Origin of the sequence: Lysobacter arenosi (assembly GCF_016613475.2) — a bacterium.
Lineage (GTDB): Bacteria > Pseudomonadota > Gammaproteobacteria > Xanthomonadales > Xanthomonadaceae > Lysobacter_J > Lysobacter_J arenosi.
This window is the reverse complement of sequence record NZ_CP071517.1, coordinates 3,637,369-3,663,219: the sequence shown is the minus strand read 5'-3', so window position 1 is coordinate 3,663,219 and position 25,851 is coordinate 3,637,369. Positions and strand designations below refer to the sequence as shown.

Sequence of the window (25,851 nt, the reverse complement as noted above, 5' to 3'; positions counted from 1 at the left end):
GGTTACTGCGCCGGCGCCTTCACCCGGAACCACGCCGCATACAGTGCCGGCAGGAACAGCAGCGTCAGGAACGTCGCCACCGTCAGGCCGCCCATGATGGCCACCGCCATCGGCCCGAAGAACGCGCTGCGCGACAGCGGGATCATCGCCAGGATCGCCGCCAGCGCGGTCAGCACGATCGGCCGGAAGCGGCGCACGGTTGCCTCGACGATCGCCTGCCAATGCTCGGCACCGGCGATGATGTCGTGCTCGATCTGGTCGACCAGGATCACCGAGTTGCGCATGATCATGCCCGCCAGCGCGATCGTGCCGAGCATCGCCACGAAGCCGAACGGCACGCGGAACACCAGCAGGAACAAGGTCACGCCGATCAGCCCCAGCGGCGCGGTCAGCAGCACCAGGAAGCTGCGCGAGAAGCTGCGCAGCTGCATCATCAGCAGGGTGAACACCGCGAACAGGAACAGCGGCACGCCGGCGACGATCGAGTTCTGTCCGCGCGCGGAGTCCTCGACACTGCCGCCGACATCGATCGAATAGCCGTACGGCAGCTTCGCGCGCAACTCGTCCAGCGTCGGCGAGATCTGCGCGGTCACCGTGGCCGGCTGCGTGCCGTCATAGATGTCGGCGCGTACGGTCATGGTCGGGCTGCGGTCGCGGTGCCAGATGATGCCTTCCTCGAAACCGTATTCGAGGGTGGCGATCTGCGTCAGCGGCACGCTCTGGCCACTCTGCGTTGGCACCATCAGGCTGCTGAGCATTTCCAGGCGCAGGCGCTCTTCGGCCGGACCGCGCAGCAGCATCTCGACCAGTTCGTTGCCTTCGCGGTAGGTGCTCACGTGCGAGCCCGACAGCGAGCTCGACAGGAACTGCGCCAATCGCGCCGAACTCACGCCCAGCGCGCGCGCACGTTCCTGGTCGACGACCAGGCGCACGACCTTGTTCGGCTCGTCCCAGTCGAAGTTGACGTTGACCACGTGCGGGTTGGCGCGGATCTTCTGCTGCACCTGGTAGGCAATCTTGCGGACCTGGTCGATGTGCTCGCCCGACACGCGGAACTGCACCGGATAGCCCACCGGCGGGCCGTTCTCCAGGCGCGTGACGCGCATCTGCAGTTCCGGGAAGCGCTTGAACACGTCTTCGATCAGCCAGCGGCGAATGTCCTCACGCGCTTCCAGGTTCTTCGGCGTCAGCACGAACTGGGCGAAGTTGGCCGCCGGCAACTGCTGGTCCAGCGGCAGGTAATAGCGCGGCGAACCGGTGCCGACGTAGGCGACATAACTGGCCAGGTCCTTGCGGCCGGCGAGGATCTTCTCCAGGCGCTCGGCCTGTTCCGAGGTCGCGCGCAGCGAGCTGCCTTCGGCCAGTTCGACATCGACCATCAGTTCCGGTCGCGTCGAATCCGGGAAGAACTGCTGCGGCACGAAGCGGAAGGCGAACACCGAGGCCACGAACGCCGCGACGGTGACGCCGATCACCAGCCAGCGGCGACGCACGCAGAACGTCACCCAGCCACGGAAGCGGGTGTAGAACTTGCTGGCGTAAGGATCGTGGACGTGGCCGTCGATCGGCGGCTTGGGCGCGAGGTAATCGTGGAAGGCCGGGAAGCGGTCGGCCAGGCGTTCGCGGAAACCGCGCCAGCGCGCCGGCAGCGAGCCCGGCTTCGGCGGCGCCGCAGCGTGGCCATAATCGGGGAGCAGCTTGTCGCCGAGATACGGAATGAAGGCGACCGCCGCGATCCACGACACCACCAGAGCGATGGTGACCACCTCGAACAGCGAACGCGTGTATTCGCCGGTGCTCGACCGCGCGGTGGCGATCGGCAGGAAGCCGGCCGCGGTGATCAGCGTGCCGGTGAGCATCGGAAATGCAGTACTTTCCCAGTCAAACGCGGCCGCCTTGAGGCGACTGAAGCCCTGCTCCATCTTGATGGCCATCATCTCCACCGCGATGATCGCGTCGTCGACGAGCAGGCCAAGCGCGAGCACGAGCGCGCCGAGTGAGATCTTGTGCAGGCCGACGCCGAAGAACGACATCACCGCGAAGGTCATCGCCAGCACCAGCGGGATCGACAGCGCCACCACCAGGCCGGTGCGCAGGCCGAGCGAGAAGAAGCTCACCAGCAGCACGATGGCCACGGCCTCGGTCAGCACCTTGATGAACTCGCCGACTGACTCTTCGACCGCGGCTGGCTGGTCGGCGACCTTGCGCAGCTCCATGCCCGCCGGCAGCGTCTTCTGCAGCGCGGCGAACTCGCCCTCCAGGGTCTTGCCGAGCTTGAGGATGTCGCCACCCTCCTTCATCGCCACCCCTATCCCGATGGCGTCCTCGCCCATGAAGCGCATGCGCGGCGCCGGCGGATCGGAGAAGCCGCGGCGCACGTCGGCGACGTCGCCGAGGCGGAAGGTGCGGTCACCGACGCGGATCGGGAATTCGCGGATCTGTTCGACCGACTTGAACTTGCCGCCCACGCGCAGCGGCACGCGCGTGCTGCCGGTCTCGAAGAAGCCGGCCGGCACCATCGCGTTCTGCTCGTCGAGCGCCTGCTGCACCGCCGACGCCGGGATGCCGAGCGTGGCCAGCTTGACGTTCGACAGTTCGATCCAGACCTTCTCGTCCTGCACGCCGAACAGTTCGATCTTGCCAACGTCCGGCTGCGACTGCAGCGCCAGCTGCACGCGCTCGGCGTAGTCCTTGAGCACGGCGTAGTCGAAGCCCTTGCCGGTCAGCGCGTAGATGTTGCCGAAGGTGTCGCCGAACTCATCGTTGAAGAACGGACCCACCACGTCGCTGGGCAGGGTCGGGCGGATGTCGCCGATCTTCTTGCGCACCTGGTACCACAGCGGCCCGATGTCCTTGGAGCGCAGCGAATCCTTGGCGATGAACATCACCTGCGATTCGCCGGCGCGCGAGTACGAGCGGATGAACTCGTACTGGCCGGTCTCCATCAGCTTCTTCTCGACGCGTTCGGTGACCTGGCGCGAGACCTCCTCGGCGGTCGCACCCGGCCACAGCGTGCGGATCACCATCACCTTGAAGGTGAAGGACGGATCCTCGCTGCGGCCCAGCTTGAGGTACGAGAAGGTGCCCGCGATGGCCATCACCAGCATCGCGTAGACGATCAGGCTGCGATGGCGCAGGGCCCATTCGGAGAGGTTGAAGCGCATGGGTCAGTTCGCCGTCACGGGACGGTTGTCGCGATCGACCGGCTGCACCTTCTGGCCGACACGCAGCAGGTGTCCGCCGGCAGCGACCACCCAATCGTTCGCGCCAATGCCACTGACGATCGGCACGCGGTCCTCGCCGAACGGTCCGGTCTGCACCGGCTGCAACTTCAGCGTCGACGTCTTCGGGTCGACCACGAACACGGCATTGCCATTGGCACCGCGCTGCACCGCTGCAAGCGGCACGCTCAAGCCACCGTGGCCGTCGCCCGGCAGGTACACGCGCGCGCTCTGGCCAAGTTCGAGCGCACCGGCCGGCGCATCGACGCTGATCCGCGCCGCATACGTGCGAGAAGCGGGATCGGCAGCAGGCGAGATCTCGCGGATGCGGCCCGGCCAGCGCTTGCCGGTCTGCGACCACGACTCCACCAGCACCGGCTGGCCCGGCTTGATCTCCGACACGATGCCCTCGGGCAGGGCGAAGGCGACTTCGCGCACGCCGTCGGCGGCCAGCGAGAACACGGCCTGGCCGGCAGCGACCACCTGCCCGGCCTCGGCACTGCGTGTTGCGATCACGCCGTCGGCCGGCGCACGCAGTTGCGAATAGGCAGCCTGGTTGCGAGCGACTTCGAGGTTGGCGCGGGCCGAGTTGACCTGCTCCTGCGCCGCCTGCGTGGCGGCGTTCTGTGCGTCGAGCGTCGAGCGGCTGACCAGCTGGTCGTTGGCAAGGCGGGCGAAGCGGGCCTGGTCGGCCTTGGCGCGATTGAGTTCGGCCTGCGCGGCGGTCAGCTGTGCCTGCGCCGCGCGCGCCTGCGCTTGCAGATCGCCCGGGTCGAGCACCGCCAGCAGATCGCCCTTGCGCACGTGCGCGCCGACGTCGACCTTGCGTTCGATGAGCTTGCCGCCGACGCGGAACGACAGCGGGCTTTCTTCGCGCGCCCGCACTTCGCCGGCGAAGGCGGTGGCGGTCTGGGTCGATTCACCCGGGTGGGTCACCAGCACCGGGCGGGCTTCCTCCTCCGGCTTGGCGTCACTGCTGCACGCCACCAGGGCCAGGGTCGAAAGGCCAAGCATCGCAACCAGGGCGAGTCCGGCAGCGGTGGGGGGACTGCTGCGCATTGCGGGTGACCTCAAGGTTAATTATTGTACCTGGCAGTACTGTATAAATATCAAACTCAATAGTCTAGTATTCCCGCATGACTGTTTCACGCCAGCCCAGCCCCCCGAAGTCCACCGGACCGGGACGTCCCAAGGATCTGGGAAAGCGCGCCGCGATATTGGAAGCGGCCAAAAGAATGTTTACTCAGCTCGGCTACGACGGCTCCAGCATGGACCAGATCGCCGCCGAAGCCGGGGTCTCCAAGCTCACCGTCTACAGCCATTTCGGCGACAAGGACGCGCTGTTCGCGGCCGCCATCGAGGCGCATTGCGAGCAGTCGCTGCCGTCATCGTTGTTCGAGCCGTCCCCGGCGACGCCGTTGCGCGAGCGCCTGGCGACGATCGCCCGCGCCTTCTACGCCATGATCAGCTCGCCCGAAGCGGTCGCCGGCCATCGCATGCTGTGCACCCCGCAGGTCGCCCACTCGGCCCTGCCCAAGCTGTTCTGGGAAGCCGGCCCGATGCGGGTGCAGGGCGATTTCGCCACCCTGCTCGAGCGCCGGATCGGCGCCGGCGAACTCGATATCGCCGATGTGCCGCGCGCGGCCGGACAGTTCTTCGCCCTGCTCAAGGGCGAGCCACACGCCTGCCTGGTGTTCGGCGGCCCGGCGCCGACGGAGGAGGAAATCGAAGCGCACCTTGCCGCATCGGTCGATCTGTTCCTGCGTGCCTACGCGGTGCGCGAGGCGGTGCCGGCCCCTGCGGTACGGGCGTCACGTTGATTGCCGATGCGAGCATCTTGCATGCTTGATCTGTCCAGATCTGGCCGTTGACGACGGGAGGGTGACTGGTCTTGATTACTTCCGGCACTCAGTCCAAACCTCGCCGCTCGGCCATCCTGTGCGCCGCGCCAGCACCGGCCCGGTGGGTCATTACCGGTACAATTCGCGGTCTTCCGCGCGAGATTTCCCCCCGATGAACCCCATGGATTACATCAAGGCACGCGAACTGATGGTCGAGCAGCAGGTACGTCCCTGGGACGTGCTCGATCCGCGCGTGCTCGACGTGCTGGCGACGCTGCCGCGCGAGGCCTTCGTGCCCGCCGAGCACAGCCGCCTGGCCTATGCCGACCTGGCGCTGCCGCTGGCCCATGGCGAGTCGATGATGAAGCCCGTGGTCGAAGGCCGCACCCTGCAGGCGCTGGCCCTGGACCCGGGTGACGACGTGCTCGAGATCGGCACCGGCAGCGGCTTCCTGACTGCCTGCATGGGTCGCCTTGCACGCGAAGTCGTCAGCATCGAACGCCATGCCGACCTCGCCGACGGCGCCAGCGCCGTGCTGGCCCGACAGGGCGTCGACAACGCCCAGGTCATCACCGCCGATGCCATGACCTGGACGCCGGACCGCCGCTTCAGCGCGATCTGCGTCACCGGTGCGGTGGATGTCATCCCGCAGCGCTTCATCGACTGGCTGCAGCCGGACGGCCGACTGTTCGTCGTGCGCGGCCGCTCGCCGGTGATGGAAGCGGTGCTGCTGCGCAACGATGTCAACGCTTCGCGCATCCAATCGTTGTTCGAAACCGATCTGCCCTACCTCGCCGGTGCGGCCCCCGCCCCGGCATTCAAGTTCTGACGACCCTCACACGTCTGCATGGCCTATGCGGACGGTTCAACTAGAACGCTACACGGACAAGGACATCGCATGATCCGCCGCCCGCTCGTAATCGCCCTCGCCACTGCCATGGGCCTGTCGGCCCTGATGCCGGCCACGGCCTCCGCCGAAGACCTGTTGCAGACCTACGAGCTGGCGCGCGACAGCGACCCGCAACTGTCCGCCTCCGAATCCAGCCGCCTTGCCGTCAAGGAAGGCGCGGTGCAGACCCGCGCGGCGATGCTGCCGCAGATCGACGGCAGCGCCTCGATCAACCGCTCGGAAAACCACAACCGCGGCAACCTCGCGGTCGGCTCTGACGGCTCCATCAGCGGCGGCAACAGCCAGATCGACACGACCACGCGCAGCAGCGAGGTCCGGCTGAGCCAGATGATCTACGACCGCGGCAACTTCACCCGCCACAAGAGCCAGAAGGCGCTGAGCGAAGCCAGCGACTTCCAGCTCGCGGCAGCCGGCAACGACCTGATCACGCGCACCTCGGCGGCCTACTTCAACGTGCTGATCGCACTGGAGTCGCTGGTTGCTGCCGAAGCAGCCGAGACCGCGCTGAAGAAGCAGTTCGACTACGCCTCCAAGCGCCTGGAAGTCGGCCTGGCACCGATCACCGACGTGCACGAAGCCCGCGCCCAGTACGACAGCGCGCGCGCCAACACGATCCTGGCCCGCAACGTGCTCGAGGATGCCTACCAGGGCCTGACCGAGCTGACCGGCAAGGACGTGCGCGGGGTCAAGGGCCTGCCGAAGGACTTCCAGCCGGTGCTGCCGGAATCGCGCGACGCCGAAGGCTGGGTGGCAACGGCCATCGAGAACAACCCGGCGCTGCGTGCCAAGGACTTGCAGGTGCAGTCGACCGAGGCCGACGTCGAGACCGCACGCGCCGGCCACTGGCCGCGCCTGTACCTCAACGGCAGCTACGGCGATTCCACCGGCTGGGGCGACAACACCCTGCACGACCTGGGCATCACCCGCGACATCGACAACCGTTCGTATGGCCCGGCCGTGGGCGTGACGCTGTCGGTGCCGATCTTCTCCGGCGGCGCGGTGCAGTCGGGCGTGCGCCAGGCGCTGGCCCGCCGCGACGTCGCCAGCGACGAGCTCGAGTCGCAGAAGCGCGCGCTGATCCGCAATACGCGCAACGCCTACCAGACCCTGGTCGCCAGCGTCAGCGAAGTCGAAGCCCGCCGCCTGGCGCTGGTTTCGGCCAAGAGCGCATACGACGCGTCGCAGGTCGGCCTGGAAGTCGGTACCCGCACGGTGCTGGACGTGTTGCAGAACCAGAACAACCTCTTCCGCGCCCAGCTCGAATACGCCCGCGCCCGCTACAACCACCTGCAGAACCGCCTGCTGCTCGAACAGGCCGCCGGCACGCTCGACATCGCCGACGTCCAGGACATCAACCGCCTGCTCACGCTCGACACCGAGTCGTACGTGGCACCGGGTGACGTCCAGGGCTGAGCCGGCAACGGTCGCAGCACAAAAAACCGCCGGAGCTCCCGGCGGTTTTTTTTTGCTTCGATCAGGGCGCCGGCGGCAACAGCGGCTGCAGCAGCGCCATCGTCCTCGCCAGCGCACCGCGGCCGGTCTCGACCAGGGCCCGACCAGCCGCCGCCATGCGCTCACGTGCCTGCGGATCGGCCAGCAGTTCCTCCAGCGCCTCGCGCACCGCCTCGGCATCGTCGACGACGCGCACCGCACCGGCATCCTGCAGGCGCTGCGCGATCTCGACGAAGTTGTGCAGGTGCGGACCGGTGACGATGGCGGTACCGGTCGCCGCCGGCTCGAGCAGGTTGTGGCCACCGATCGCCTGCAGGCTGCCGCCGACGAAGGCGACATCGGCGCAGGCATAGAAACTCATCAACTCACCCAGCGTGTCGATCACGAACACCGCATCGTCCGGCTGCGGCCATTGCGTGCGCGAACGCGTCGACACCTGCCAGCCGGCCGTGCGCGCCGTGTCGGCGACCATGCGGAAACGCTCGGGATGGCGAGGCGCCCACAGCAGCAGCAAGTCGGGGAAGATCGCGCGCAGGCGACGGTGTATGGCGATGACCGCCATCTCCTCGTCCTCGTGCGTGCTGGCCGCGATCCAGACCGGTCGCGCGCCCGCGTGGCGGCGACACTGCGCCGCGAACTCGGCCAGATTCTCCGGCACGGTCACGTCGAACTTGAGGTTGCCGACTTCGACCACCTGCTCGGCGCGCGCACCCAGGCGGACGAAGCGCTCGCCGTCGGCATGCGACTGCGCGGCCACGGTGCGCACCGTGCGCAGCGCGCGCGCCACCAGCGGCGCCAGCACGCGATACCCGCGCAGCGAACGCTCCGACAGGCGGGCATTGAGGATCACTGCGGGGATGCCATGGTCGCGGCAACCGAACAGCAGGTTCGGCCACAGCTCGGTTTCCATGATCAGCGCCGCGTGCGGCCGGTAGTTGGCCAGGAAGCGCCCGACCGCGCCCGGCAGGTCATAGGGCAGGTAGACGTGGGAAACGCTCTTGCCCCACAGCGATTGCACCCGCTCCGATCCGGTCGGCGTGATGGTGGTGACCAGCAGGCGCAGGTCGGGCCGGGTACGGCGCAGCGCATTGACCAGCGGCACCGCGGCATTGACCTCGCCCACCGACACCGCGTGCAGCCACAGCGTGGGCGGCTCCGGGCGCTCGGCATAGAAGGCGTACCGCTCCTGCCAGCGCAGGAAATACGACGGCTGGCGCAGTCCGCGCCATATCAGGTGATAAACGGTGATCGGCGCCAAAAGGTATAGCGCGACCGAGTACAGGCCACGCATCAGGCGCTCGATAGGGTCTGTCGACATCGCGACTAGGATAACCAACGTGCATGAGGGAAAGGAGAGTGGGAGACCAATCGCGTCGGGTTGCCTAGAATCCACCCAATGGCCAAGGCAATCGAATCCCCCACTTCGCCGCCCTCCCCGCCGCTCGGTCCGCGTCACTGGCCGATGTGGCTGGCGCTGGGCGTGATGTGCCTGGGCGCCCGCTTTCCGTGGGTGCTGCAGCGCTGGCTGGGTCGTGGCATCGGTGCACTGGCCCTGCTGGTGGCCGCCGACCGTCGCCGCGCGGCGCGGATCAACCTGGCGCTGTGCTTCCCGGAGAAGTCACCGGAAGAGCGCGAGGTCCTGCTGCGCGAAAGCTTCCGCGACCTGGGCATCGGCCTGTTCGAGTTCGCGCGCGCCTGGTGGGGTTCGGTCACGCCGATGCGACGCACGGTGCGCTTCGAGGGCCTGGAGCTGCTCGACGACATTCGCGCCCAGGGGCGCGGCGTGCTGATGGTCTCGGGCCATTTCATGACCCTGGAGATGTGCGGCCGGCTGATGTGCGACCACCTGCCGCTGACCGGCATGTACCGCCGCCACCGCAGTCCGGTGATGGAGTGGGCGGTGAAGCGTGGCCGCCTGCGCTATGCCAAGGCGATGTTCACCAACGAGGAAGTGCGCCCGGCAATCCGCCACCTCAAGCAGGGCGGGTTCCTGTGGTACGCGCCGGACCAGGACATGCGCGGCAAGGACACGGTGTTCGCGCCGTTCTTCGGCGTCGCCGCTGCCACGATCACCGCCACACACCAGTTCGCGCGCCTGAGCGGCAGCGCGGTCGTGCCGTTCTTCCACCGCCGCGAAGGCGGCGACTACGTGCTGCGCATCGGTGCGCCACTGGCCGACTTTCCGTCTGCCGACGCCACCGACGACAGCACCCGTGTCAATGCCGCGATCGAGGCGATGGTGCGCGAAGCACCCAGCCAGTACCTGTGGATCCATCGCCGCTTCAAGCGGCGCCCCCCGGGCATGACCTCGCCTTACGCCCGCCGCGACTGAAAGGAACGGCCGCTACTCGCGCGCCAGCAGGCTGCCGGCATACAAGGCCGCCAGCAACAGCGTCAGCCCACCCCAGAACGTCGAGTAGAACGCCAGGTGGGTGTTGAGCGGGAATACCGTCGCCGCCAGCGCCCACATCGCCGGACGTGCGCGCTCGCGCGCCTGCTCGTCGGCGAAGCGCCACGCGCGCCAGGCCAGGGCGACGCCGGCCAGCCACATCAGCAGGCCGAACAGTCCGGTCTCGCTCAACACCTCGAGCACGATCTGGTGTGCATGCAGCGCCGGTCCGCCGCCCCACGCAGCGGTCTGCCCCGGCGCCGGATCGCAATGCGGAAAGGCCTCGCGGAAACCGCGCGCGCCAACGCCGTTGAACGGATGGTCGCGCACCATGCACATGGCCGCGCTCCAGATCCGGGCGCGCCCGGACAGGGCACTGTCGACGCCTTCGACATCGGCAGTCAGCACGTGCGTGGTGCGGTCGATGCGCTCGCGCACCTGCGGCACGGTCGTGCTCAGCACGGCGGCGGCGATCGCGCCGAAGACGAACACGGCAGCCAGCTTCTTCCAGCCCAGCAGGCGCCAGCCCGACAGTGCCAGCGCGACGGCGAAGGTGATCCACGAGGCACGCGAGCCGGCCAGCACCAGCACGACGCCGAGCGCGGCGGCGGCAAGCAGCCAGCCGATCGTGCCCAGGCGGCGTCCACCGGCGAACAGCAGGAATGGCGACAGGCTCGCCAGCACCGGGCCGAGCTTGAGGTTGCATGGCCCCAGCACGCCACTGAGGCGGTCGACGCTGGCCAGTTCCTGCGGCGTGCACATGCCGTGGCCACTGATCGCATGCTTGATGCCATCGATGCCCGAGAACAGCGGACTGCTGCCGGTGGCCGCCTGCACCAGCGCATCGACCGTCCAGATCGCCAGGATCACCGCCAGCCCGGTGAAGGTGACGCGGCGACCACGCGGCTCGGCCACGGCCGCCGCGACCAGCCACAGGAACGGCAGGTAGCGCAGGTCAACCGCGGCTTCGCGGAGCGCGCGCGCGGGGTCGATGGCATCGATCGCCGACACCAGCTCCGGCGTCCAGTAGGCGAAGAACAGCACGCTGGTCAGCGCCCAGGCCGGATTGCTCAGCAGCTTCGTGCCACCGCGGAAACGCGACATGGCCAGGTGGATGATCGCCGCCAGCGCGCCCAGCACCAGCACGCCCTCGGCATAGCCAGGTGCCGGCCACAGGGCGACGTAGGTCAGGATCCAGGCCGGCGCCCAGCGCCAGCCGTGCGTGCGCGGCGCGCCACCGGTGTCAGCGGCGGCGGCGGTCATCGGAGAATTCGGCGTAGACGGCAAGCGTGGCCTCCTGCATCGCGCGCAGCGAATCGGGAATCCTAGCCGTTGGCGCCGTTGGATGCGTAAGGAGTTCGTAGGCTCTGTGATGCAGCGCACCCAGGTCGAACGGTGCGACCGCGCCGTCGGGCTGCCAGCGCGCCAGCAGTTCGCCGACGCCGCCATGGTTCCAGCCCAGCAGCGGCCGTCCCACCGACAAGGCCTCCAGCACCGTGCGCCCGAACGACTCGGGCTTGCGCGAGAGCTGCAGCACCAGGTCGCTGGCGGCGTAGGCGCGGGCGATCGCGTCGGTTGCTTGCGTGAAAGCCACTGCCCCGGCAATGCCACGCTCGGCCGCCTCGCGCTCGAGTTCGGCGATGTAGGCCTCGCGGCCGGCTTCGCGCGCACCGGGCAGCCACAGCCGCGCATCGAGGCCGTCGCCGCGAAGGCGCGCAAGCAGGTCGAGCGCGTCGGCATGGCCCTTCAATCGCGTACCGCGACCCGGCAGCAGCAACAGCGGACCGCTCCCGCCCAGCGCCGGATGCAGCGACCCAGCCCACGCCCGCGCCGCCGTGTCGGGCAGCGGTGCGTGTGGAAACTGAGCAGGGTCGATGCCTCGTTCGATGACACGCAGCTTGGCCGCGTCAGTGTCGGAATAATGCCGGAGCACGTAATCGCGCACCGTCTGCGAAACGCAGATCACCCGCTCGCCACGCGTCATCACCGCGCTGTAGCGCGATGGCGAATTGAGTCCATGGACGGTGGTGACCAGGTGCGGACGTTGCGGCGCGGGAATGCCGCGCAGCGCCAGCACGCCGATCCAGGCCGGCAGTCGCGAACGCGCATGCACGATGTCGGCGCCTTCGCGCAGAAGCAGCGCGCGCAGCGTGCGGACATGGCGCAGGGTCAGCAGCGACTTGCGGCCGATGTCGAGGGTGATGTGTTCGGCGCCAAGCGCCTGCAGCCTCGGCACCAGGCGGCCGCCGGCGGAGACGACCACGGCGCGATGGCCGGCATCGACCAGCGCCTGCGCGACCTCGAGCGTGGAGCGTTCGACGCCGCCAGATTCCAGCGCCGGTAGCAGCTGGACGACGGTCAGTCGACGCATGGCACGTCCCGTCGGATGGGCGTGGACTGAAGCGTCAGTCTTCCAGGACGAAATGCGAGCCGCAGTACGGGCACTGCACCTCGCCCTCTTCCTCGACCGGAAGATAGACGCGCGGGTGCGAATTCCACAGCGCCATCGACGGCAGCGGGCAGCTCAGCGGCAGGTCGCCGCGATGCACCACATAGCGCTTCTCGGCGTTGGCCTGGGTCGGATGGGCGGTGGCTGCGGTCATGGGACGGGACAGGTGGCGACGCGGGACCGCTAGTTTAGCAGGCCGCTGCCCGGCCACCCCAGGACGAGGCCTGGCTCAGTGCGTCAGGTCGAACAGCAGGACGTCGGCGCGGCCTTCGCCGATGCCTTCCAGCCGCAGCGGGCCGGATTCGTCCTGGAAACCCAGTGCGTCGCCTGCCTGCAGCTGGCGGCCGTTGGCGCTGATGCTGCCAACCACCACCTGCATCCAGTACAACCGCGACGGATCGAGCGGATGCTCGGCGGTCTCGCCGCGATCCAGGCGCACGTCGCGCACGATCGCGTCCTGGCGCACCGGCAGGCTGCCATCGCGGCCGTCCGGGGAGGCCAGCAGTGTCCAGCCGCGCGCATCGGCGGCGATGGCCGCGCGCTGGGCGTACGCCGGTTCATGGTTCAGCCGCGAGGGCTGGATCCAGATCTGGAGGAAATGCACCGACGCCGTTGCCGAGCCGTTGTACTCGCTGTGCTCGACGCCGTGGCCGGCGCTCATCCACTGCAGCTCGCCGGCGCCGATCACGCCACCGCCGCCGCTGCTGTCCTTGTGGGCCAGCTCGCCGGAGATCACGTAGCTGAGGATCTCCATGTTGGCGTGCCGGTGTGGCGGGAAGCCCGCGCCGCCATCGACGCGGTCTTCGTTGATCACCCGCAAGGGTCCGAAGCCCATCCAGGCCGGGTCGTAGTAACCGCCAAACGAGAACGTGTGGCGGCTGTCGAGCCAACCCGCCTGGACGTGGCCGCGGGCACTGGATGGGCGTTCGATGATCATTGCCGCAAGCTTACTTCTTGGCTTCCGGCTTGGGGACGCTGGCTTCGGTCGTGATGCGGATGGTCACCGCGTCGCTGACGTTGGGCGCGTACTTGTCGACGCCGAAGTCGCTGCGCTTGATCGTGGTGGTGGCATCGAAGCCGGCCGCGGCGCGCTTGGAGATCGGGTGCTCGGCGATCTTGTTGATGGTCGTATCGAGCACGACCGCCTTGGTCACGCCGTGCAGGGTCAGGTCACCGAACACGCGCAGCTTCTTGTCGCCGGCGGCTTCGACCTTGGTGCTCTTGAAGGTGATGGTCGGGTACTTCTCGGCGTCGAAGAAGTCGGCGCTGCGCAGGTGCTCGTTGAAGTCCGGCACGTTGGCTTCCAGGCCCGACAGCGGGATGGTCACTTCGACCTTGGAGGCGCCGACATGGTCGGCGTCATAGACGATGACGCCATCGACGTCGCCGAAGTGGGCGATCGGGTTGGAGTAGCCGAAATGGCTCCAGCTGGCAACCACGTCGGTGTGGTTGGGGTCGATCTTGTAGGTGACCGGCGCGGCGACGGCGACGGTGCTGGCGGCGGCGAGGGCGACAACCAGTGCAATGCGCTTGAACATGCGGTGGAGCTCCTTGTGGAGGGGGCGAACGAAAGGATTCAGAGGATCTGCGCGGCTTCGTCGAACGACAGCCGCGGTGAACGTGCGAACAGCTTGGCGGGATCGCCATGGCCGAGGTTGATCAGGAAGTTGGACTTGACCTGGGTGCCGGCGAAGAACGCCTCGTCGACGAGCGCGTTCTTGAAGCCCGACATCGGGCCGCAATCCAGGCCCAGCGCGCGCGCGGCCATCAGCACATAGGCGCCCTGCAGGCTGCCATTGCGCAGGGCGATGACCTCCAGGTCGTGGGCCGGGCGGCCATCGAACCAGGAGCGCGCATCGGTGTGCGGGAACAGGTACGGGAGCTTCTCGTAGAACGCCATGTCGAAACCGACGATCGCCGTGACAGGCGCGGCCAGGGTCTTGGCGTAGTTGCCCTCGTCCAGGGCCGGCGCCAGCCGCGCCTTGGCCTCGGCCGACTTCACGAACACCAGCCGCAGCGGCGACATGTTGGCGCTGGTGGGGCCCCACTTCGCCAGCTCGTAGAGCTGATGCAGGGTCTCGTCGCTGACCTCGCCGGTAAGCTCGTTGTGCGTGCGGGCGGTGCGGAACAGCTGATCGAGGGCGGCATCAGGCAGGGCGGCGTGGGACGGGTGCGACATCAGGTGCTCCAGGTGGAAGCCGGCGGGACTGCCCGCGGCCGAGGTATGAAAGTGTAGAGTCTGGCGCAATCGCAACACCCGACGCTTCCAGAACGGATTAAGCACAATCGTGCAACAACAGCGGCCCGCCAGCGTGAACAATGCAATCGCGCACAGCTCCACGGTGTGGTCGCTCAGCGACGCCAAGGCCGGCAACCGTCGCCAGGCCGACGCGCTGGCCCACGCGCTGGGGCAGCCTTTCCGGGACTGGACCTTGCAGCCGCAGGCGCCATGGCAATGGCTGGCGCCGCGCCGATGGCCCGGTGCCGGACGCGCCTTCGGCGAGGATTTCGCCCGGGCCGCGCCGCCGCGGCTGGCCATCGGCTGCGGCCGCCAGGCGGCGCTGGCCACGCGCCTGCTGCGCGAGCGCGGCGCACGCGCGGTGCAGATCCTCGACCCGCGCATCGCCACCGATCATTGGGATCTGGTGATCGCCCCGGAGCACGACCGCCTGCGTGGCGACAACGTGATCTCCCTGCTGGGCAGCCTGCACCCGGTCGACGACCTGTGGCTGGCAGCAGCGCGCCGCGACTTCGACAGTTTCTCCGCCCTGCCCGGCCCGCGAACCGCCTTGCTGCTCGGTGGCGCGAGTGCCCACGCGCGCTTCGATGATGCCCTGTACGAGAGCGTGCTGGTGCAGGTGGAAGCGATCGTGCGCGGCGAAGGCGGAAGCCTGATGGCAACCGCATCGCGGCGTACTCCGGCCTCCGTGCGTCAACACCTGCGCGAGCGTCTGTCGGCGCTTCCGGGCGTGGTCTGGCGCGGCGAGGAGGACGGCGCCAATCCTTATGCGGGCCTGCTCGGCTGGGCCGACCGCATCGTCTGCACGGCCGACTCGGTCAACATGATCTCCGAGGCTGCGGCCACGTGGGCTCCGGTGTTCGTCGCCGGAGTGGAGCGCGTCGACGGTCGACCGCGCCGCTTCCTCGCCAGTGTGCTGGAGCGCGGCCGCGTCCGTCCGCTGGACCAGGCACCCGATCCCTACCCGGTAACGCCGCTGCGCGAAACCGCGCGAGTTGCTGCGCAGGTGCAGGCACGCCTGCGCTGGTAGCAGCGAGGTCCTACACGGCGGCTGGTTCGCCGTCGAAGAGCAGGCCACGACGCTGCGCTGCTTCGCTGATCGATCGCCTTGACGCTCCGATCGCGTCATTGACCGGCAACCGTCGCGGGCGACGGTCCAGCGTGCATGCCAGGCCGGCTTCCAGCAGGACCGTGTGCGCCTGCAGCAGCGCGTCGGTTTCGTCCGCGCCAAACCAGGCGCCGGCGCCCATCGCCCTGATCAACTCGGGCGTGCTGCGCGGCTGCAGCCAGTCGCGGTGCTCTACCGATTCGGCCAATACCGCGTACTGCAGCAGGAACTCGAGGTCGACCAGTCCGCCCTCGCCCTGCTTGAGGTCGAAGGCGGCGGCATCGCTGCGATCGAGCTCGGCGCGCATGCGCCGGCGCATCGCCACCACATCGCCGCACAGCGCGGCGGCATCGCGCGGCCGCGCCAGCGTTTGCGCCCGCACGTCTTCGAAGGCCGCGCCAAGCGTTTCATCACCGGCGACGAAACGCGCGCGCACCAGCGCCTGGTGCTCCCAGGTCCAGGCACGCTCGCGCTGGTAGTCGCGGTAACTGGCCAGGCTCGAGACGAGCAGCCCCTTGGCGCCGTCCGGTCGCAGGCGCACGTCGACATCGAACAGGCGGCCGGCACCGGTGACCGCGCCGAGCAGGGCGACCACCTTCTGTGCAAGCCGCGCGAACCAGCGCGAGGCTTCCAGCGGCCGCGCGCCGTCCGAATGCGTGCTTTCGCCGCCCGGCGCGTCGTACAGGAACACCAGGTCGAGGTCGGAGCCAAAGCCCAGCTCTTCACCGCCCAGGCTGCCATAACCAAGCACGGCGAAGCGCGCGCCGGCGATGCGACCGTGCGCACTGGCGACTTCGTGGTCGGCCAGGTGCAACACGCGCATCACCACGCCATCGGCCAGCCATGCCAGCTGGCGGGCGCTTTCGGCCGCGCTCTGGCGGCCGTCGCGCAGCGCCATCGCGATGCGGAAGCTCAATGCCTGGCGCACTTCGTTGAGGGATTGCAGCACTGCCTCGGCATCGTCGTCATCGCCCTGGGCGACAGCGAAGCAGGCGGCGTGCAATGCCTCGCGTCCCGGCAACGGACCGGCCACGCGGGCGTCGAGCAGCTCGTCGAGCAGCAGCGGATACGCGGCCAGGCGTTCTGCCAGCAGGGCACTGCGGCTGACCACTTCCACCAGCCGCGCCAGCGCGGCCGGCTGCTCGTCGAGCAGCGCGAGGTAGGCGCTGCGGCGCAGGACGTTATGCAGCAATGACAGCAGTCGTTTCAGTGCGAGCATCGGTTCGCTCGACGCCGCCGCGGCCTGCAGCAGTGCCGGCAGCACGCGATCGAGACGGGCGCGGGCACTGTCGGACAGTCCGCGCACGCCGGGGCTGCGGGCGAAATCGCGCAGCACCGCATCGGCATTGCCGGCCTCGATGAAGCCCGCGTCGGCAAGCACGGCGCTGTCGCCGCTGTCGGGCAGCGCGCGCCAGTAGGCGGTCAGCGCATCGGGGGCATTGCGGCGGCGACGTGGCGCGAGCAGGGCCTCGAACTCGGCGGTGACGCGACCGCGCTGCACATCCAGCGAATCACGCAGCGTGTCCCAGTCGGCGTAGGCCAATGCGGTCGCGATGCGCGCACGGTCTTCCGGCGCCTCGGGCAGCGCATGGGTCTGGGCGTCACGCAGCATCTGCAGGCGGTTTTCCAGCTGGCGCAGGTACCGGTAGGCCTGGGCCAGCAAGGCCGCGGCCTCTTCGCTGACCTGGCGCGCCTCCACCAGCGCCTGCAACGCCGGCAGCAGGCGGCGGCCACGCAGGGCCGGTTCCCGGCCGCCATAGATCAGCTGCAGCGCCTGCACCAGGAACTCGATCTCGCGGATGCCACCAGGACCGCGCTTGATGTCGTCGGCCAGTTCCTTGCGCGCGACTTCGGCACTGATGGCAGCCTTCATCGCGCGCAAGCCATCGAGCGCGCCGAAGTCGAGATAACGGCGGTAGACGAAGGGCCGCAGGCCATCGAGAAAGCGCTCGCCCGCCTCGAAGTCGCCGGCCACCGGCCGCGCCTTCTGCCAGGCATAGCGTTCCCAGTCGCGGCCTTCGCGCTGGAAGTACTGCTCCATCGCGGTGAATGACCAGGCCACCCGGCCGGCGTTGCCGTAGGGGCGCAGGCGCAGGTCGACGCGATGGCAGAAGCCATCGACCGTCAGCTCGTCGAGCAGTTTTGCCAGCTGCTGGCCGAGGCGGGCGAAGTAATGCTCGGCATCGAGCGGGCGCGTCCCATCGGACTCGCCGTCGTGTTCGTAGGCATAGACCAGGTCGACGTCGGAGCTGAAGTTGAGTTCTTCGCCGCCAAGCTTGCCCAGGCCGAACACCACCAGTCGCTGCGGGTTGCCCTCGCGATCGCGCACCACGCCATGGCGCTGCGCGAACTGCTGCTCCAGTGCGGCCAGGCCCAGTTGCAGGCATTGCTCTGCAAGGCGCGTGCTGCCGGCAAGCGTCTGGTCGACGTCGTCCAGTCCGAGCACATCGCGCCAGACCAGGCGGGTCGATTCGGACGCCCGATAGCGCCGCAGCAGGGCGGGCCATTGTTCGCTGTGGCCGGCTTGCAGGTCGGGCACGGGTTCACTTGGCGCATCGACGTCGGCGGCCAGCCGCAGCAGCAGTTCCGGCCGGCGCAGCAGGGTCTCGACAGCGAAGTCGCTGGCGCGCGCCAACGCGATCAGATGGGCATCAAGGGCCGGAGCGGCGTGCCAGGCCTCGGGTGCCGCGGCGCGCAGGCGCGCGAGTGCGCGCGAAATGAAAGGTTCGACATCGTCCATCGGCAGATGATGGCATGTGCGTCATTGCAGCCTGGAGCAGCGCCCCATGGCGGTCAGAAGGCGCGGCAAGAAAGGCCGGGCAATAAAAAAGCCCGCCCCGGTCGAACCGGTTGCGGGCCTGCTCCCTCCCCCACGTCGGGATGCGGGGCCGATCGTGAAGGAACCGTTAGGGGCTTGCACGCTGCACTGCAAAAAAGAACTCGCGGGTTTAGGAAGCTGTGGAAAAGACCTTCGCTGAATAGGGATTTGAGGATGCTTGCGTGCGCAGAGCGCACAAAAACACAGACCCCGCCTTTCGGCGGGGTCTGGCTCACCTCATTTCGTCTACCGGTCAGGGACGCGCGATGGTCACCACCGGCGACTGCCACTGCTCCCAATGGTTCGGGTTGTTTTCATCACCCAGCGCCTTGAGTACGTACAGCCTCAGGATGTAGCTGCCGTTGGGCACGACCAGCTGCTTGTTCCTGTTCTTCGTGGTGATGCCGTCCCACGAATAGGCGAAGAAGCTCGTCGCCGCCTGGTTGCGGCCCAGGAACTCTTCCTTGTACGCGGTGTACCAGAGCTTGCCCGAACCGGCCTCGTAGACATCCAGCCGCAGCTCGCGGGCCTGGTGGTCCTGGTGGACGAGGAAGAACGGGATGTCGTCGCCGACCATCGAGTACGTCGCACCTGCCGGCTGGTTGGTGAAGACGCCAGCGTTCAACTTCGCCAGCCACGGGAATCCATTCGGCGTCGGCACAAGCACCTGCCGCAGCTGGTAATCACCGATGTAGCCGGCGTAGGGCACGCGCAGCACCGGGCTGCCATCGTTTGGCGTGAACACCACGTAGCCGCCGTACTGGCCACCCGGCTGGTCGGCCGCAGGCGTGATGGTCACCGGGATGGTCACGCTCTGCTTCTTCTGCACCGTCACGGTGGGCGAGTAGAAGGTCACGCCGGCCGAACCCACGAAGAACGTGGGCGTGAAGGTGTTGGGACCGGTGGTGATCGCGTTGACGTAGGACAACGTGTAGGTCACGGCGGTCTTGCCGGTGTTCTTCAGCGTGATCGCGTGCGTGGTAGGACCACTGGTTCCCTCGCCCAGCGACAGCTTGCCCGGGTTGATCCGGACCGCGGCCGTCACGGCGTCGTCGATGCGCAGCATGCCCGCGCCTTGACGATGCACATGGTCGAGCAAGCCCGTGGCCGGGCCGAGTGACCAGTTCTTGGGCACGGCGGAGTTCTGCAGGATGGCCGCCACGTTCCTGGCATTGGTGTTCGGCGCCGACTGCAGCAACAGCGCCGCGGCGCCTGCCACATGCGGCGATGCCATCGAGGTGCCGCTGATCGTTGCGTAGCCACCGCTCTCGAGCGGATAGGTCGAGTAGATCGCACCGCCCGGTGCACCGATGTCAGGCTTGAGCGTCAGGTCCGGCGACAGGCCATAGGCACTGAACGCTGAAATGTAGCCGCCGACCGCGTTCGGGAACGAGTCGGTTGCGCCGGTCCAGGTCAGTTCGACCGGACCATTCGCCAGCCGGCCATCGAGCACATCGCCGAACGCCTTGGTCGTGCCCACCACCGGGATGTTCACCGACGGCGTGCCGGCGACAGTCGGGTTGAGCGGGGCGGCGACGACGTTGTCGTACAGCACCGCGCCGACCGCACCGGCGTTCTGCGCATTGATCGCCTTGATGTAGAACGAGCAGGTACCGCGACGGATCAGCGCGACTTGGCCAGTGAGGCTGCCGGCCGGCAACGCGGCGCAGGCGGCATCTGTCGTTGTCGCCGTGCCGACACGGCCCAGCGGTGCGCTGCCCGACGAGGGTGCCAGCGGCGAACCGGTTGCCTGGTTGAAGCCGACCTTCAGCGCATCGGGCGAAGCCGTGAAATAGCGCTGGCGCGCGGCGATGTTGTCGAACGATGCAACCGAGATGACCTTCTCGCCGGTGCTGGGGGCGCCGGTGGAGTACATGCCGGTGGCGCCGCTGTTGCCAGCCGAAGCCACTACCACTATCCCCTTGTTGACCAGGCGCGAGGCGGCCTTCGCGGTCGGATACTCCGGCCACTGGTAGGTCGAGCCGATGCTCATGTTGAGCACGTCCATGCCGTCATGGTGGGCGCGCTCCATCGCCGCGATCATGATGTCGGCGGTGGTCGAGCCTTCGCAGCCGAAGACGCGATAGGCACCGAACTTCACCTTGGGCGCGACGCCCTTGACCACGCCGTTGGCGCCGATGATGCCCGCCACGTGCGTGCCATGGCCGTTGCAGTCGTCGGGGTTGTTGTCAGGCGTGGCGACCGGGTTGTACGAGGGCGAAGCGGGGTCGGCATTGAAGGCATCGCCGACGAAGTCCCAGCCCCTGATCACGCGCGCGGTCGGGAACGCGGTGCTGTGGTTCGTGCCGTTGCCGCCGAAATCGGGGTGGTCGATGTCCAGGCCGGTATCCATCACTGCCACGCGGATGCCGCGACCGTCGAGCCCGAGTTCGTTCTGCGCGATGTCGGCGCCGGTCATCGACAGCGCGGTGTAGAGGTCGGGCTGCGGGTTGGCGATCGGGTCTGGCATCTGCATCACTTCGACCGGCCAGATCGCCTTGACGCCCGGCAGGCGAGCGACCGTGCTCAGCTGGCTGCGCGTTACGGTGATCGACAGGCCGTTGAACAGATCGCTGTAGGCGAAGTTCTCGCGGTAGTTGATCCGCGCGGCACGTGCGCCATCACGGAAGGCTTTCTTCTCGGCCTGGACGGATGCTTCGGAGCCACCATCGGAGGTGGGCGAGGCGCTGAGTTCGACGAACCAGCGTTGCGGGGTTTCATCCTTCGGCGGTCCGGCTTCGGGCTCGGCAAGGGGCTCGTCGGGGAAAACCTGGTTAAGCAAGGCGGCACCCGGTGCTGCGAGCGCGACCATGCAGGCGCTCGCAAGCGCCGTAACGACAAGTACGGATGGCTTCTTCACTGCGAATCCCCTTCTTCTAAATAGGTGATGACGCAAAATGGAACAGCCCCCTGTGGTGCCATTGTTGCCTGAAAAAGGCCGTCTCCGCGCGCGGCAATGCAACAAGAATTGGCGCTCCCGACACAGCCAAGATGACTGCGTCGGAATTTCACAATGGCTTCACGCCGTGCCCGGGGCTCGAGCGATAGCGCAAGGAGTCAAACGCGCTTACGGATGCCCGTCGGCCAATGAATGGGCGCGGCAAGTGGCATGGAAATTGCCGGTGACGAATGCTTCGCGTGCGCGACTACGCCGCGGCGAAGAACATCAGGTAGACCAGTCGGCCATTCTCGAGACGATCGCCGAATGCGGGTCCTGCCGTGTGCCACAACCACGGCCGCAACAGCACCAGCCGGTTGAAGCGCATCGGCGCCTGCATGGTGAGCTCCCACTTCGACTCGTCGGTGCTGTCGCGTTCGATGATCTCGCGGTGCATCTGCTCCATCGACGCGAAACCCATCGCACGCATCTCGTTGTCGTCGAGTGGCGCGCGGTCGGTGTGGGTCGGGCGGTGGCGGAAGAACTCCGTGCCGCCGACGCAATCCTCCGGACGGCTCAGGTAGAGGATGCCGGACCAGTAGGCCTGGTCGATGTGCACTTTCGCGCGGCCTATGTCCGCGGCCAGCGTCATGCGGAACTTTGCATGCGACTGCAGCGGCGAGATCGGCCGCACGCGTTCGCCGACGAGGTTGGACACTCCGTGCTCCAGGCCGTCGATCTCGATGCGCTCGAGCGAGTTGCGCCCGGGAAACGCGCCCTTCTGTTCGGGATAGGTCAGTTTCAGCCCGACCTCACGCAACTGCAGTGCATCGCGTGGGCTGAGGAAGTCGTCAACGATGATCAGGGAGGTCGGCATGCGCGCGAGCTTAGCCGGCGCGGGTGGCGGCCGCAAAAAAAAAGCCCCGCATTCCTGCGGGGCTCCTTGTATTGCAGGCAACTGGAGGGACGGACTTAGAAGTCCATGCCGCCCATGCCGCCCATGCCGCCGCCCGGCATCGCCGGCTCGTCCTTCTTCGGCAGCTCGGCGACCATCGCTTCGGTCGTGATCATCAGGCCGGCAATGGAAGCTGCATTCTGCAGCGCGGTGCGGGTGACCTTGGTCGGGTCCAGGATGCCCAGCTCGATCATGTCGCCGAACTCGCCGTTGGCGGCGTTGTAGCCGAAGCTGCCCTTGCCCTCGGCGACCTTGTTGACGATGACCGACGGCTCTTCGCCGGCGTTGGTCACGATCTCGCGCAGCGGCGCTTCCATCGCGCGCAGGGCGATCTGGATGCCGTGGTTCTGGTCTTCGTTGGCACCCTTGAGGTTGGCGATCGCGGCCTTGGCGCGCAGCAGCGCAACGCCGCCGCCCGGGACGATGCCCTCTTCAACGGCAGCACGCGTGGCGTGCAGGGCGTCTTCGACGCGAGCCTTCTTTTCCTTCATCTCGATCTCGGTCGAAGCACCGACCTTGATCACAGCAACGCCGCCGGCCAGCTTGGCCACGCGCTCCTGCAGCTTCTCGCGGTCGTAGTCGGAGGAGGTCTCCTCGATCTGCGCCTTGATCTGCTTGATGCGGCCTTCGATGCCCGACACTTCGCCGGCGCCGTCGATGATGGTGGTGTTCTCCTTGGAGATCTGCACCTTCTTGGCGCGACCCAGATCCTTGATGGTGGCCTTGTCCAGCTGCAGGCCGACTTCCTCGGAGATCACGGTGCCGCCGGTGAGGACGGCCATGTCTTCCAGCATCGCCTTGCGACGGTCGCCGAAGCCCGGAGCCTTGACGGCGCAGACCTTGACGATGCCGCGGATGGTGTTGACCACCAGGGTCGCCAGCGCTTCGCCTTCGACTTCCTCGGCGATGATCAGCAGCGGCTTGCCAGCCTTGGCCACGCCCTCGAGGACGGGCAGCAGGTCACGCACGTTGGAGATCTTCTTGTCGTGCAGCAGGATGAACGGATCGTCCAGCTCGGCCTGCATCGACTGCTGGTTGTTGATGAAGTACGGCGACAGGTAGCCGCGGTCGAACTGCATGCCCTCGACGACGTCGAGCTCGTTCTCCAGGCCCGAACCGTCTTCAACGGTGATCACGCCTTCCTTGCCGACCTTGTCCATCGCCTGGGCGATCAGGTCGCCGATGTTGGCGTCGGAGTTGGCCGAGATCGTACCGACCTGGGCGATTTCCTTGCTGGTCGAGGACGGCTTGGAGATCTTCTTCAGCTCGTCTACGGCAGCGACGACGGCCTTGTCGATACCGCGCTTGAGGTCCATCGGGTTCATGCCGGCGGCGACGGCCTTCATGCCTTCGCGGATCAGCGCCTGGGCCAGCACGGTGGCGGTGGTGGTGCCGTCACCGGCGTTGTCGGAGGTCTTGGAAGCGACTTCCTTCACCATCTGCGCGCCCATGTTCTCGAACTTGTCGGCAAGCTCGATTTCCTTGGCGACGGAGACGCCGTCCTTGGTGATGGTCGGGGCGCCGAAGCTCTTCTCGAGCACGACGTTGCGACCCTTCGGGCCGAGCGTGGCCTTGACGGCATTGGCGAGCACATTGACGCCGCGCAGCATCTTGACGCGCGCGTCCTCACCGAAACGAATTTCCTTGGCAGCCATTTTCTATTACCTCAAAAGCGAATTGGGGAATGTGGAACTGGATCAACAAAGACGAGGGGCGGAGGAAGCGCGCATTGCGCGACGTTCCCTGCCCGCTCCGGGCGCTCTTAGGCGAGCACGGCGAAGATGTCGTCTTCCTTGACCACCAGGTATTCGGTGCCGTCGAGCTTGACCTCGGTACCGCTGTACTTGCCGAACAGGACCTTGTCGCCGACCTTGACCGAAACCGGGCGGACGTTGCCGTTGTCGAGGACCTTGCCGGTGCCGACGGCGACGACTTCACCCTTGATCGGCTTCTCGGTGGCCGAGTCCGGAATCACGATGCCGCCAGCGGACATCTTTTCTTCTTCCATGCGCTTGATGACCACGCGGTCGTAGAGCGGCTTGATATTCATCGCGACAAATCTCCGAGGGATTTACGTAAGTTATTGAACGGACAGCAAAACGGCCTGAATTTTAGCAGTCGACCCTGACGAGTGCCAATGTCAGGGACGAAGAAACCCGGCGAACCGGGACAGCGGGGGAGATTGGGTCCGCGTGAAGGCCTTTCAAGGGCCGAAGCGTCAGCGCCGTCCTGGGCGAGCGTCCACCCGACAAAAAGAAAGAGCGCGCCCCGAGGGAACGCGCTCTTTCTGGTACGGAGGTGGCTGTCCTGTGCTCGTCGCGTCCTGCGCACGGCCCCGAACCGACGCCTTGTCACTACCAACGCCCTTGTCGGCAGGGGTCAATCTTCGTCCCTGCGGGCTTTTTCGACCAGCGGTGTCCTGCTGACTCCCGGTATCACGTCCTTCATGGAATGCTTGAAACTATTGAACTTCACTGCTGCAATCGGCGCATAGTGCTACCCAGTGCGCACAGCATTGGGTGAATCTCAGTCACCTGGTGAATATCGGTATCCAAGGTCGGAGGCCACATGACACCCCAGCAGCGCATTCGCCTGGCTCGACGCCATTGCGGCCTGTCCCAGGCCGCCCTGGGCGCGGCGGTCGGCGTGCAACGCAGCGCCGTCGGCCATTGGGAGGCGGCACGCGGCAAGTATCCAAGCGTGGCGCACCTGCGCGAAATCGCGATGGTGACCGGCGTGCAGTTCGAATGGCTGGCCACCGGCCGCGGCACGATGAGCCTGTCGGCGGACACCGCGCTGGACTCGGTCGCGGCCGCGGACGCGCTGCTCGTCGACGACCCGCTGGAGCTGAGGCTGCTGGTCGCGTTCCGCGAAGCGCCGACGCGCTCGAAGGCGCCGCTGGTGGAAGTCGTGGAGCAACTGGCGCAGCTGCGCACCGGGCGCGGACGCGGCAAGCCCGCTTCCGTGTAAACCGAATCAGCCGCCGGAAAGGCGCTTCACCGCACCGGCCGGCAATGCCGCGCATTCGGCCGCCGGCTCGAACGCCGCGGTAGCGGCGACACCGTCGACAGCCAGTTGCAGCTTCGCCGGCGCCGGCGGTGCCGCGATGGCCGCCGCCCAGATCGCGCGGATCGTGCCCTGCATCGGCGGATCGGCCAGCACATTGCCGCCGGAATCGACATAAAGCAGCTCACCCGGCGAGCTGGCCACCGTCTCGCCTGTTGTGGCGTCGATCAGCGTCATCGCGTCCGGCTCGCCCCAGCAGCTCATGGCGCTTTCGCAGCTCAGGTCCACCAGCAGGCGCGACGTCGCGCCGGCAGCCAAGCGGCAGGCGGCGTGCACGTCGATGCCGTAGGCGGGCGCCGCCTGCGTGGCCGCGGTAGCCGGCAGCACGGCAAACAGCCCCAGGGCGAGGATGGCCCTGGCGGCAACGGCGGTGATCCGCGGGAAATGGCGGTGTGGCATCGAACCTCCTCGAACGTCCGGACCAGGCCGGCGCCGGCAGCCTACGTCATCCGCCGCCGGCCTGCGCAGGCCGGGTTCCGGGCGGGACGATTCGCCCGCCCGCGGGGCGGCGGCTACACTTGCGCC

The 25,851-nt window shown here is 67.6% G+C and carries 21 protein-coding genes; 6 read left to right on the top strand and 15 right to left on the bottom strand.

Going from position 1 to position 25,851, the window contains the following annotated elements:
• Positions 1-2: 2 nt before the first annotated feature.
• Complete coding sequence (locus HIV01_RS16815) at positions 3-3,164, bottom strand: efflux RND transporter permease subunit (RefSeq protein WP_207527019.1); 3,162 nt, start codon at positions 3,162-3,164, stop codon at positions 3-5.
• A 3-nt stretch (positions 3,165-3,167) separates the two neighbouring features.
• Positions 3,168-4,235, bottom strand: coding sequence for an efflux RND transporter periplasmic adaptor subunit (locus tag HIV01_RS16810; RefSeq protein ID WP_200609278.1), 1,068 nt, complete (start codon positions 4,233-4,235; stop codon positions 3,168-3,170).
• A 122-nt stretch (positions 4,236-4,357) separates the two neighbouring features.
• On the opposite strand from HIV01_RS16810, the gene HIV01_RS16805 reads away from it, so the two are divergent.
• The 3 genes from HIV01_RS16805 to HIV01_RS16795 all read left to right on the top strand — a co-directional run bounded on the left by HIV01_RS16805 (position 4,358) and on the right by HIV01_RS16795 (position 7,385).
• Positions 4,358-5,041, top strand: a complete 684-nt coding sequence (locus HIV01_RS16805; protein ID WP_200608684.1) for a TetR/AcrR family transcriptional regulator — start codon at positions 4,358-4,360, stop codon at positions 5,039-5,041.
• A 202-nt stretch (positions 5,042-5,243) separates the two neighbouring features.
• Complete coding sequence (locus HIV01_RS16800) at positions 5,244-5,891, top strand: protein-L-isoaspartate O-methyltransferase family protein (protein ID WP_245156856.1); 648 nt, start codon at positions 5,244-5,246, stop codon at positions 5,889-5,891.
• 69 nt (positions 5,892-5,960) lie between these two features.
• Positions 5,961-7,385 (top strand): TolC family outer membrane protein, encoded by a 1,425-nt coding sequence (locus HIV01_RS16795; RefSeq protein ID WP_200608688.1) that lies wholly within the window; start codon positions 5,961-5,963, stop codon positions 7,383-7,385.
• Positions 7,386-7,446: 61 nt separating this feature from the next.
• On the opposite strand, the gene waaA is transcribed toward HIV01_RS16795, so the two are convergent.
• A complete protein-coding gene (waaA, locus tag HIV01_RS16790; protein ID WP_200608690.1) occupies positions 7,447-8,742 on the bottom strand; it encodes a lipid IV(A) 3-deoxy-D-manno-octulosonic acid transferase in 1,296 nt (431 codons plus the stop codon).
• 78 nt (positions 8,743-8,820) lie between these two features.
• Here waaA and lpxL point away from each other — a divergent pair, with 78 nt between their 5' ends.
• Positions 8,821-9,756, top strand: coding sequence for an LpxL/LpxP family Kdo(2)-lipid IV(A) lauroyl/palmitoleoyl acyltransferase (lpxL, locus tag HIV01_RS16785; RefSeq protein WP_200608692.1), 936 nt, complete (start codon positions 8,821-8,823; stop codon positions 9,754-9,756).
• 12 nt (positions 9,757-9,768) lie between these two features.
• Here the strand turns inward: lpxL and HIV01_RS16780 are convergent, their stop codons facing one another.
• From HIV01_RS16780 to HIV01_RS16755, 6 genes are all read right to left on the bottom strand, one after another.
• Positions 9,769-11,076, bottom strand: a complete 1,308-nt coding sequence (locus tag HIV01_RS16780; RefSeq protein ID WP_200608694.1) for an O-antigen ligase family protein — start codon at positions 11,074-11,076, stop codon at positions 9,769-9,771.
• Positions 11,057-12,184 (bottom strand): glycosyltransferase, encoded by a 1,128-nt coding sequence (locus tag HIV01_RS16775; RefSeq protein WP_200608696.1) that lies wholly within the window; start codon positions 12,182-12,184, stop codon positions 11,057-11,059. The genes HIV01_RS16780 and HIV01_RS16775 overlap by 20 nt, the downstream gene beginning before the upstream one ends.
• Positions 12,185-12,218: 34 nt before the next feature.
• Complete coding sequence (locus tag HIV01_RS16770; RefSeq protein ID WP_200608698.1) at positions 12,219-12,416, bottom strand: zinc-finger domain-containing protein; 198 nt, start codon at positions 12,414-12,416, stop codon at positions 12,219-12,221.
• 75 nt (positions 12,417-12,491) lie between these two features.
• Positions 12,492-13,199 carry a pirin family protein gene (locus HIV01_RS16765; RefSeq protein WP_200608700.1) on the bottom strand — a complete coding sequence of 236 codons (708 nt, stop codon included), beginning with the start codon at positions 13,197-13,199 and terminating at the stop codon, positions 12,492-12,494.
• Positions 13,200-13,209: 10 nt separating this feature from the next.
• Positions 13,210-13,800 carry a YceI family protein gene (locus tag HIV01_RS16760; RefSeq protein ID WP_200608702.1) on the bottom strand — a complete coding sequence of 197 codons (591 nt, stop codon included), beginning with the start codon at positions 13,798-13,800 and terminating at the stop codon, positions 13,210-13,212.
• Between the two features lie 38 nt (positions 13,801-13,838).
• The gene (locus HIV01_RS16755) at positions 13,839-14,441 is read right to left on the bottom strand and encodes a malonic semialdehyde reductase (RefSeq protein WP_200608704.1); all 603 of its coding nucleotides are present in this window, start codon (positions 14,439-14,441) and stop codon (positions 13,839-13,841) included.
• A gap of 133 nt (positions 14,442-14,574) precedes the next feature.
• On the opposite strand from HIV01_RS16755, the gene HIV01_RS16750 reads away from it, so the two are divergent.
• A complete protein-coding gene (locus HIV01_RS16750) occupies positions 14,575-15,531 on the top strand; it encodes a mitochondrial fission ELM1 family protein (protein WP_245156855.1) in 957 nt (318 codons plus the stop codon).
• Between the two features lie 10 nt (positions 15,532-15,541).
• Here the strand turns inward: HIV01_RS16750 and glnE are convergent, their stop codons facing one another.
• The 5 genes from glnE to groES all read right to left on the bottom strand — a co-directional run bounded on the left by glnE (position 15,542) and on the right by groES (position 24,310).
• Positions 15,542-18,355: a bifunctional [glutamate--ammonia ligase]-adenylyl-L-tyrosine phosphorylase/[glutamate--ammonia-ligase] adenylyltransferase gene (gene glnE / locus HIV01_RS16745; protein WP_486624456.1), complete on the bottom strand. Its 2,814-nt coding sequence runs from the start codon at positions 18,353-18,355 to the stop codon at positions 15,542-15,544.
• Positions 18,356-18,680: 325 nt separating this feature from the next.
• Positions 18,681-21,239 (bottom strand): S8 family serine peptidase, encoded by a 2,559-nt coding sequence (locus HIV01_RS18230; RefSeq protein WP_207527018.1) that lies wholly within the window; start codon positions 21,237-21,239, stop codon positions 18,681-18,683.
• A 334-nt stretch (positions 21,240-21,573) separates the two neighbouring features.
• Entirely contained in the window at positions 21,574-22,182 is a 609-nt protein-coding gene (locus HIV01_RS16735; RefSeq protein WP_200608710.1) for a DUF6445 family protein, read from the bottom strand.
• A gap of 95 nt (positions 22,183-22,277) precedes the next feature.
• Positions 22,278-23,915 carry a chaperonin GroEL gene (groL, locus tag HIV01_RS16730; RefSeq protein WP_200608712.1) on the bottom strand — a complete coding sequence of 546 codons (1,638 nt, stop codon included), beginning with the start codon at positions 23,913-23,915 and terminating at the stop codon, positions 22,278-22,280.
• A 107-nt stretch (positions 23,916-24,022) separates the two neighbouring features.
• Positions 24,023-24,310: a co-chaperone GroES gene (groES, locus tag HIV01_RS16725; RefSeq protein WP_200608714.1), complete on the bottom strand. Its 288-nt coding sequence runs from the start codon at positions 24,308-24,310 to the stop codon at positions 24,023-24,025.
• A 518-nt stretch (positions 24,311-24,828) separates the two neighbouring features.
• Between groES and HIV01_RS16720 the strand changes: the two genes are divergently transcribed.
• Entirely contained in the window at positions 24,829-25,230 is a 402-nt protein-coding gene (locus tag HIV01_RS16720; protein ID WP_200608716.1) for a helix-turn-helix domain-containing protein, read from the top strand.
• Positions 25,231-25,236: 6 nt separating this feature from the next.
• On the opposite strand, the gene HIV01_RS16715 is transcribed toward HIV01_RS16720, so the two are convergent.
• A complete protein-coding gene (locus tag HIV01_RS16715) occupies positions 25,237-25,725 on the bottom strand; it encodes a hypothetical protein (protein WP_200608718.1) in 489 nt (162 codons plus the stop codon).
• Positions 25,726-25,851 lie beyond the last annotated feature (126 nt).

Coding starts and splice junctions, on each gene's coding strand:
- HIV01_RS16770 (WP_200608698.1), bottom strand. CDS start 12,416: ATGACCGCAGCCACCGCCCATCCGACCCAGGCCAACGCCGAGAAGCGC.
- HIV01_RS16720 (WP_200608716.1), top strand. CDS start 24,829: ATGACACCCCAGCAGCGCATTCGCCTGGCTCGACGCCATTGCGGCCTG.
- groL (WP_200608712.1), bottom strand. CDS start 23,915: ATGGCTGCCAAGGAAATTCGTTTCGGTGAGGACGCGCGCGTCAAGATG.
- HIV01_RS16795 (WP_200608688.1), top strand. CDS start 5,961: ATGATCCGCCGCCCGCTCGTAATCGCCCTCGCCACTGCCATGGGCCTG.
- groES (WP_200608714.1), bottom strand. CDS start 24,310: ATGAATATCAAGCCGCTCTACGACCGCGTGGTCATCAAGCGCATGGAA.
- HIV01_RS16755 (WP_200608704.1), bottom strand. CDS start 14,441: ATGTCGCACCCGTCCCACGCCGCCCTGCCTGATGCCGCCCTCGATCAG.
- HIV01_RS16815 (WP_207527019.1), bottom strand. CDS start 3,164: ATGCGCTTCAACCTCTCCGAATGGGCCCTGCGCCATCGCAGCCTGATC.
- HIV01_RS16805 (WP_200608684.1), top strand. CDS start 4,358: ATGACTGTTTCACGCCAGCCCAGCCCCCCGAAGTCCACCGGACCGGGA.
- HIV01_RS16780 (WP_200608694.1), bottom strand. CDS start 11,076: ATGACCGCCGCCGCCGCTGACACCGGTGGCGCGCCGCGCACGCACGGC.
- HIV01_RS16715 (WP_200608718.1), bottom strand. CDS start 25,725: ATGCCACACCGCCATTTCCCGCGGATCACCGCCGTTGCCGCCAGGGCC.
- HIV01_RS16765 (WP_200608700.1), bottom strand. CDS start 13,199: ATGATCATCGAACGCCCATCCAGTGCCCGCGGCCACGTCCAGGCGGGT.
- waaA (WP_200608690.1), bottom strand. CDS start 8,742: ATGTCGACAGACCCTATCGAGCGCCTGATGCGTGGCCTGTACTCGGTC.
- HIV01_RS16775 (WP_200608696.1), bottom strand. CDS start 12,184: ATGCGTCGACTGACCGTCGTCCAGCTGCTACCGGCGCTGGAATCTGGC.
- HIV01_RS18230 (WP_207527018.1), bottom strand. CDS start 21,239: ATGGTCGCGCTCGCAGCACCGGGTGCCGCCTTGCTTAACCAGGTTTTC.
- HIV01_RS16810 (WP_200609278.1), bottom strand. CDS start 4,235: ATGCTTGGCCTTTCGACCCTGGCCCTGGTGGCGTGCAGCAGTGACGCC.
- HIV01_RS16760 (WP_200608702.1), bottom strand. CDS start 13,800: ATGTTCAAGCGCATTGCACTGGTTGTCGCCCTCGCCGCCGCCAGCACC.
- HIV01_RS16735 (WP_200608710.1), bottom strand. CDS start 22,182: ATGCCGACCTCCCTGATCATCGTTGACGACTTCCTCAGCCCACGCGAT.
- HIV01_RS16800 (WP_245156856.1), top strand. CDS start 5,244: ATGGATTACATCAAGGCACGCGAACTGATGGTCGAGCAGCAGGTACGT.
- lpxL (WP_200608692.1), top strand. CDS start 8,821: ATGGCCAAGGCAATCGAATCCCCCACTTCGCCGCCCTCCCCGCCGCTC.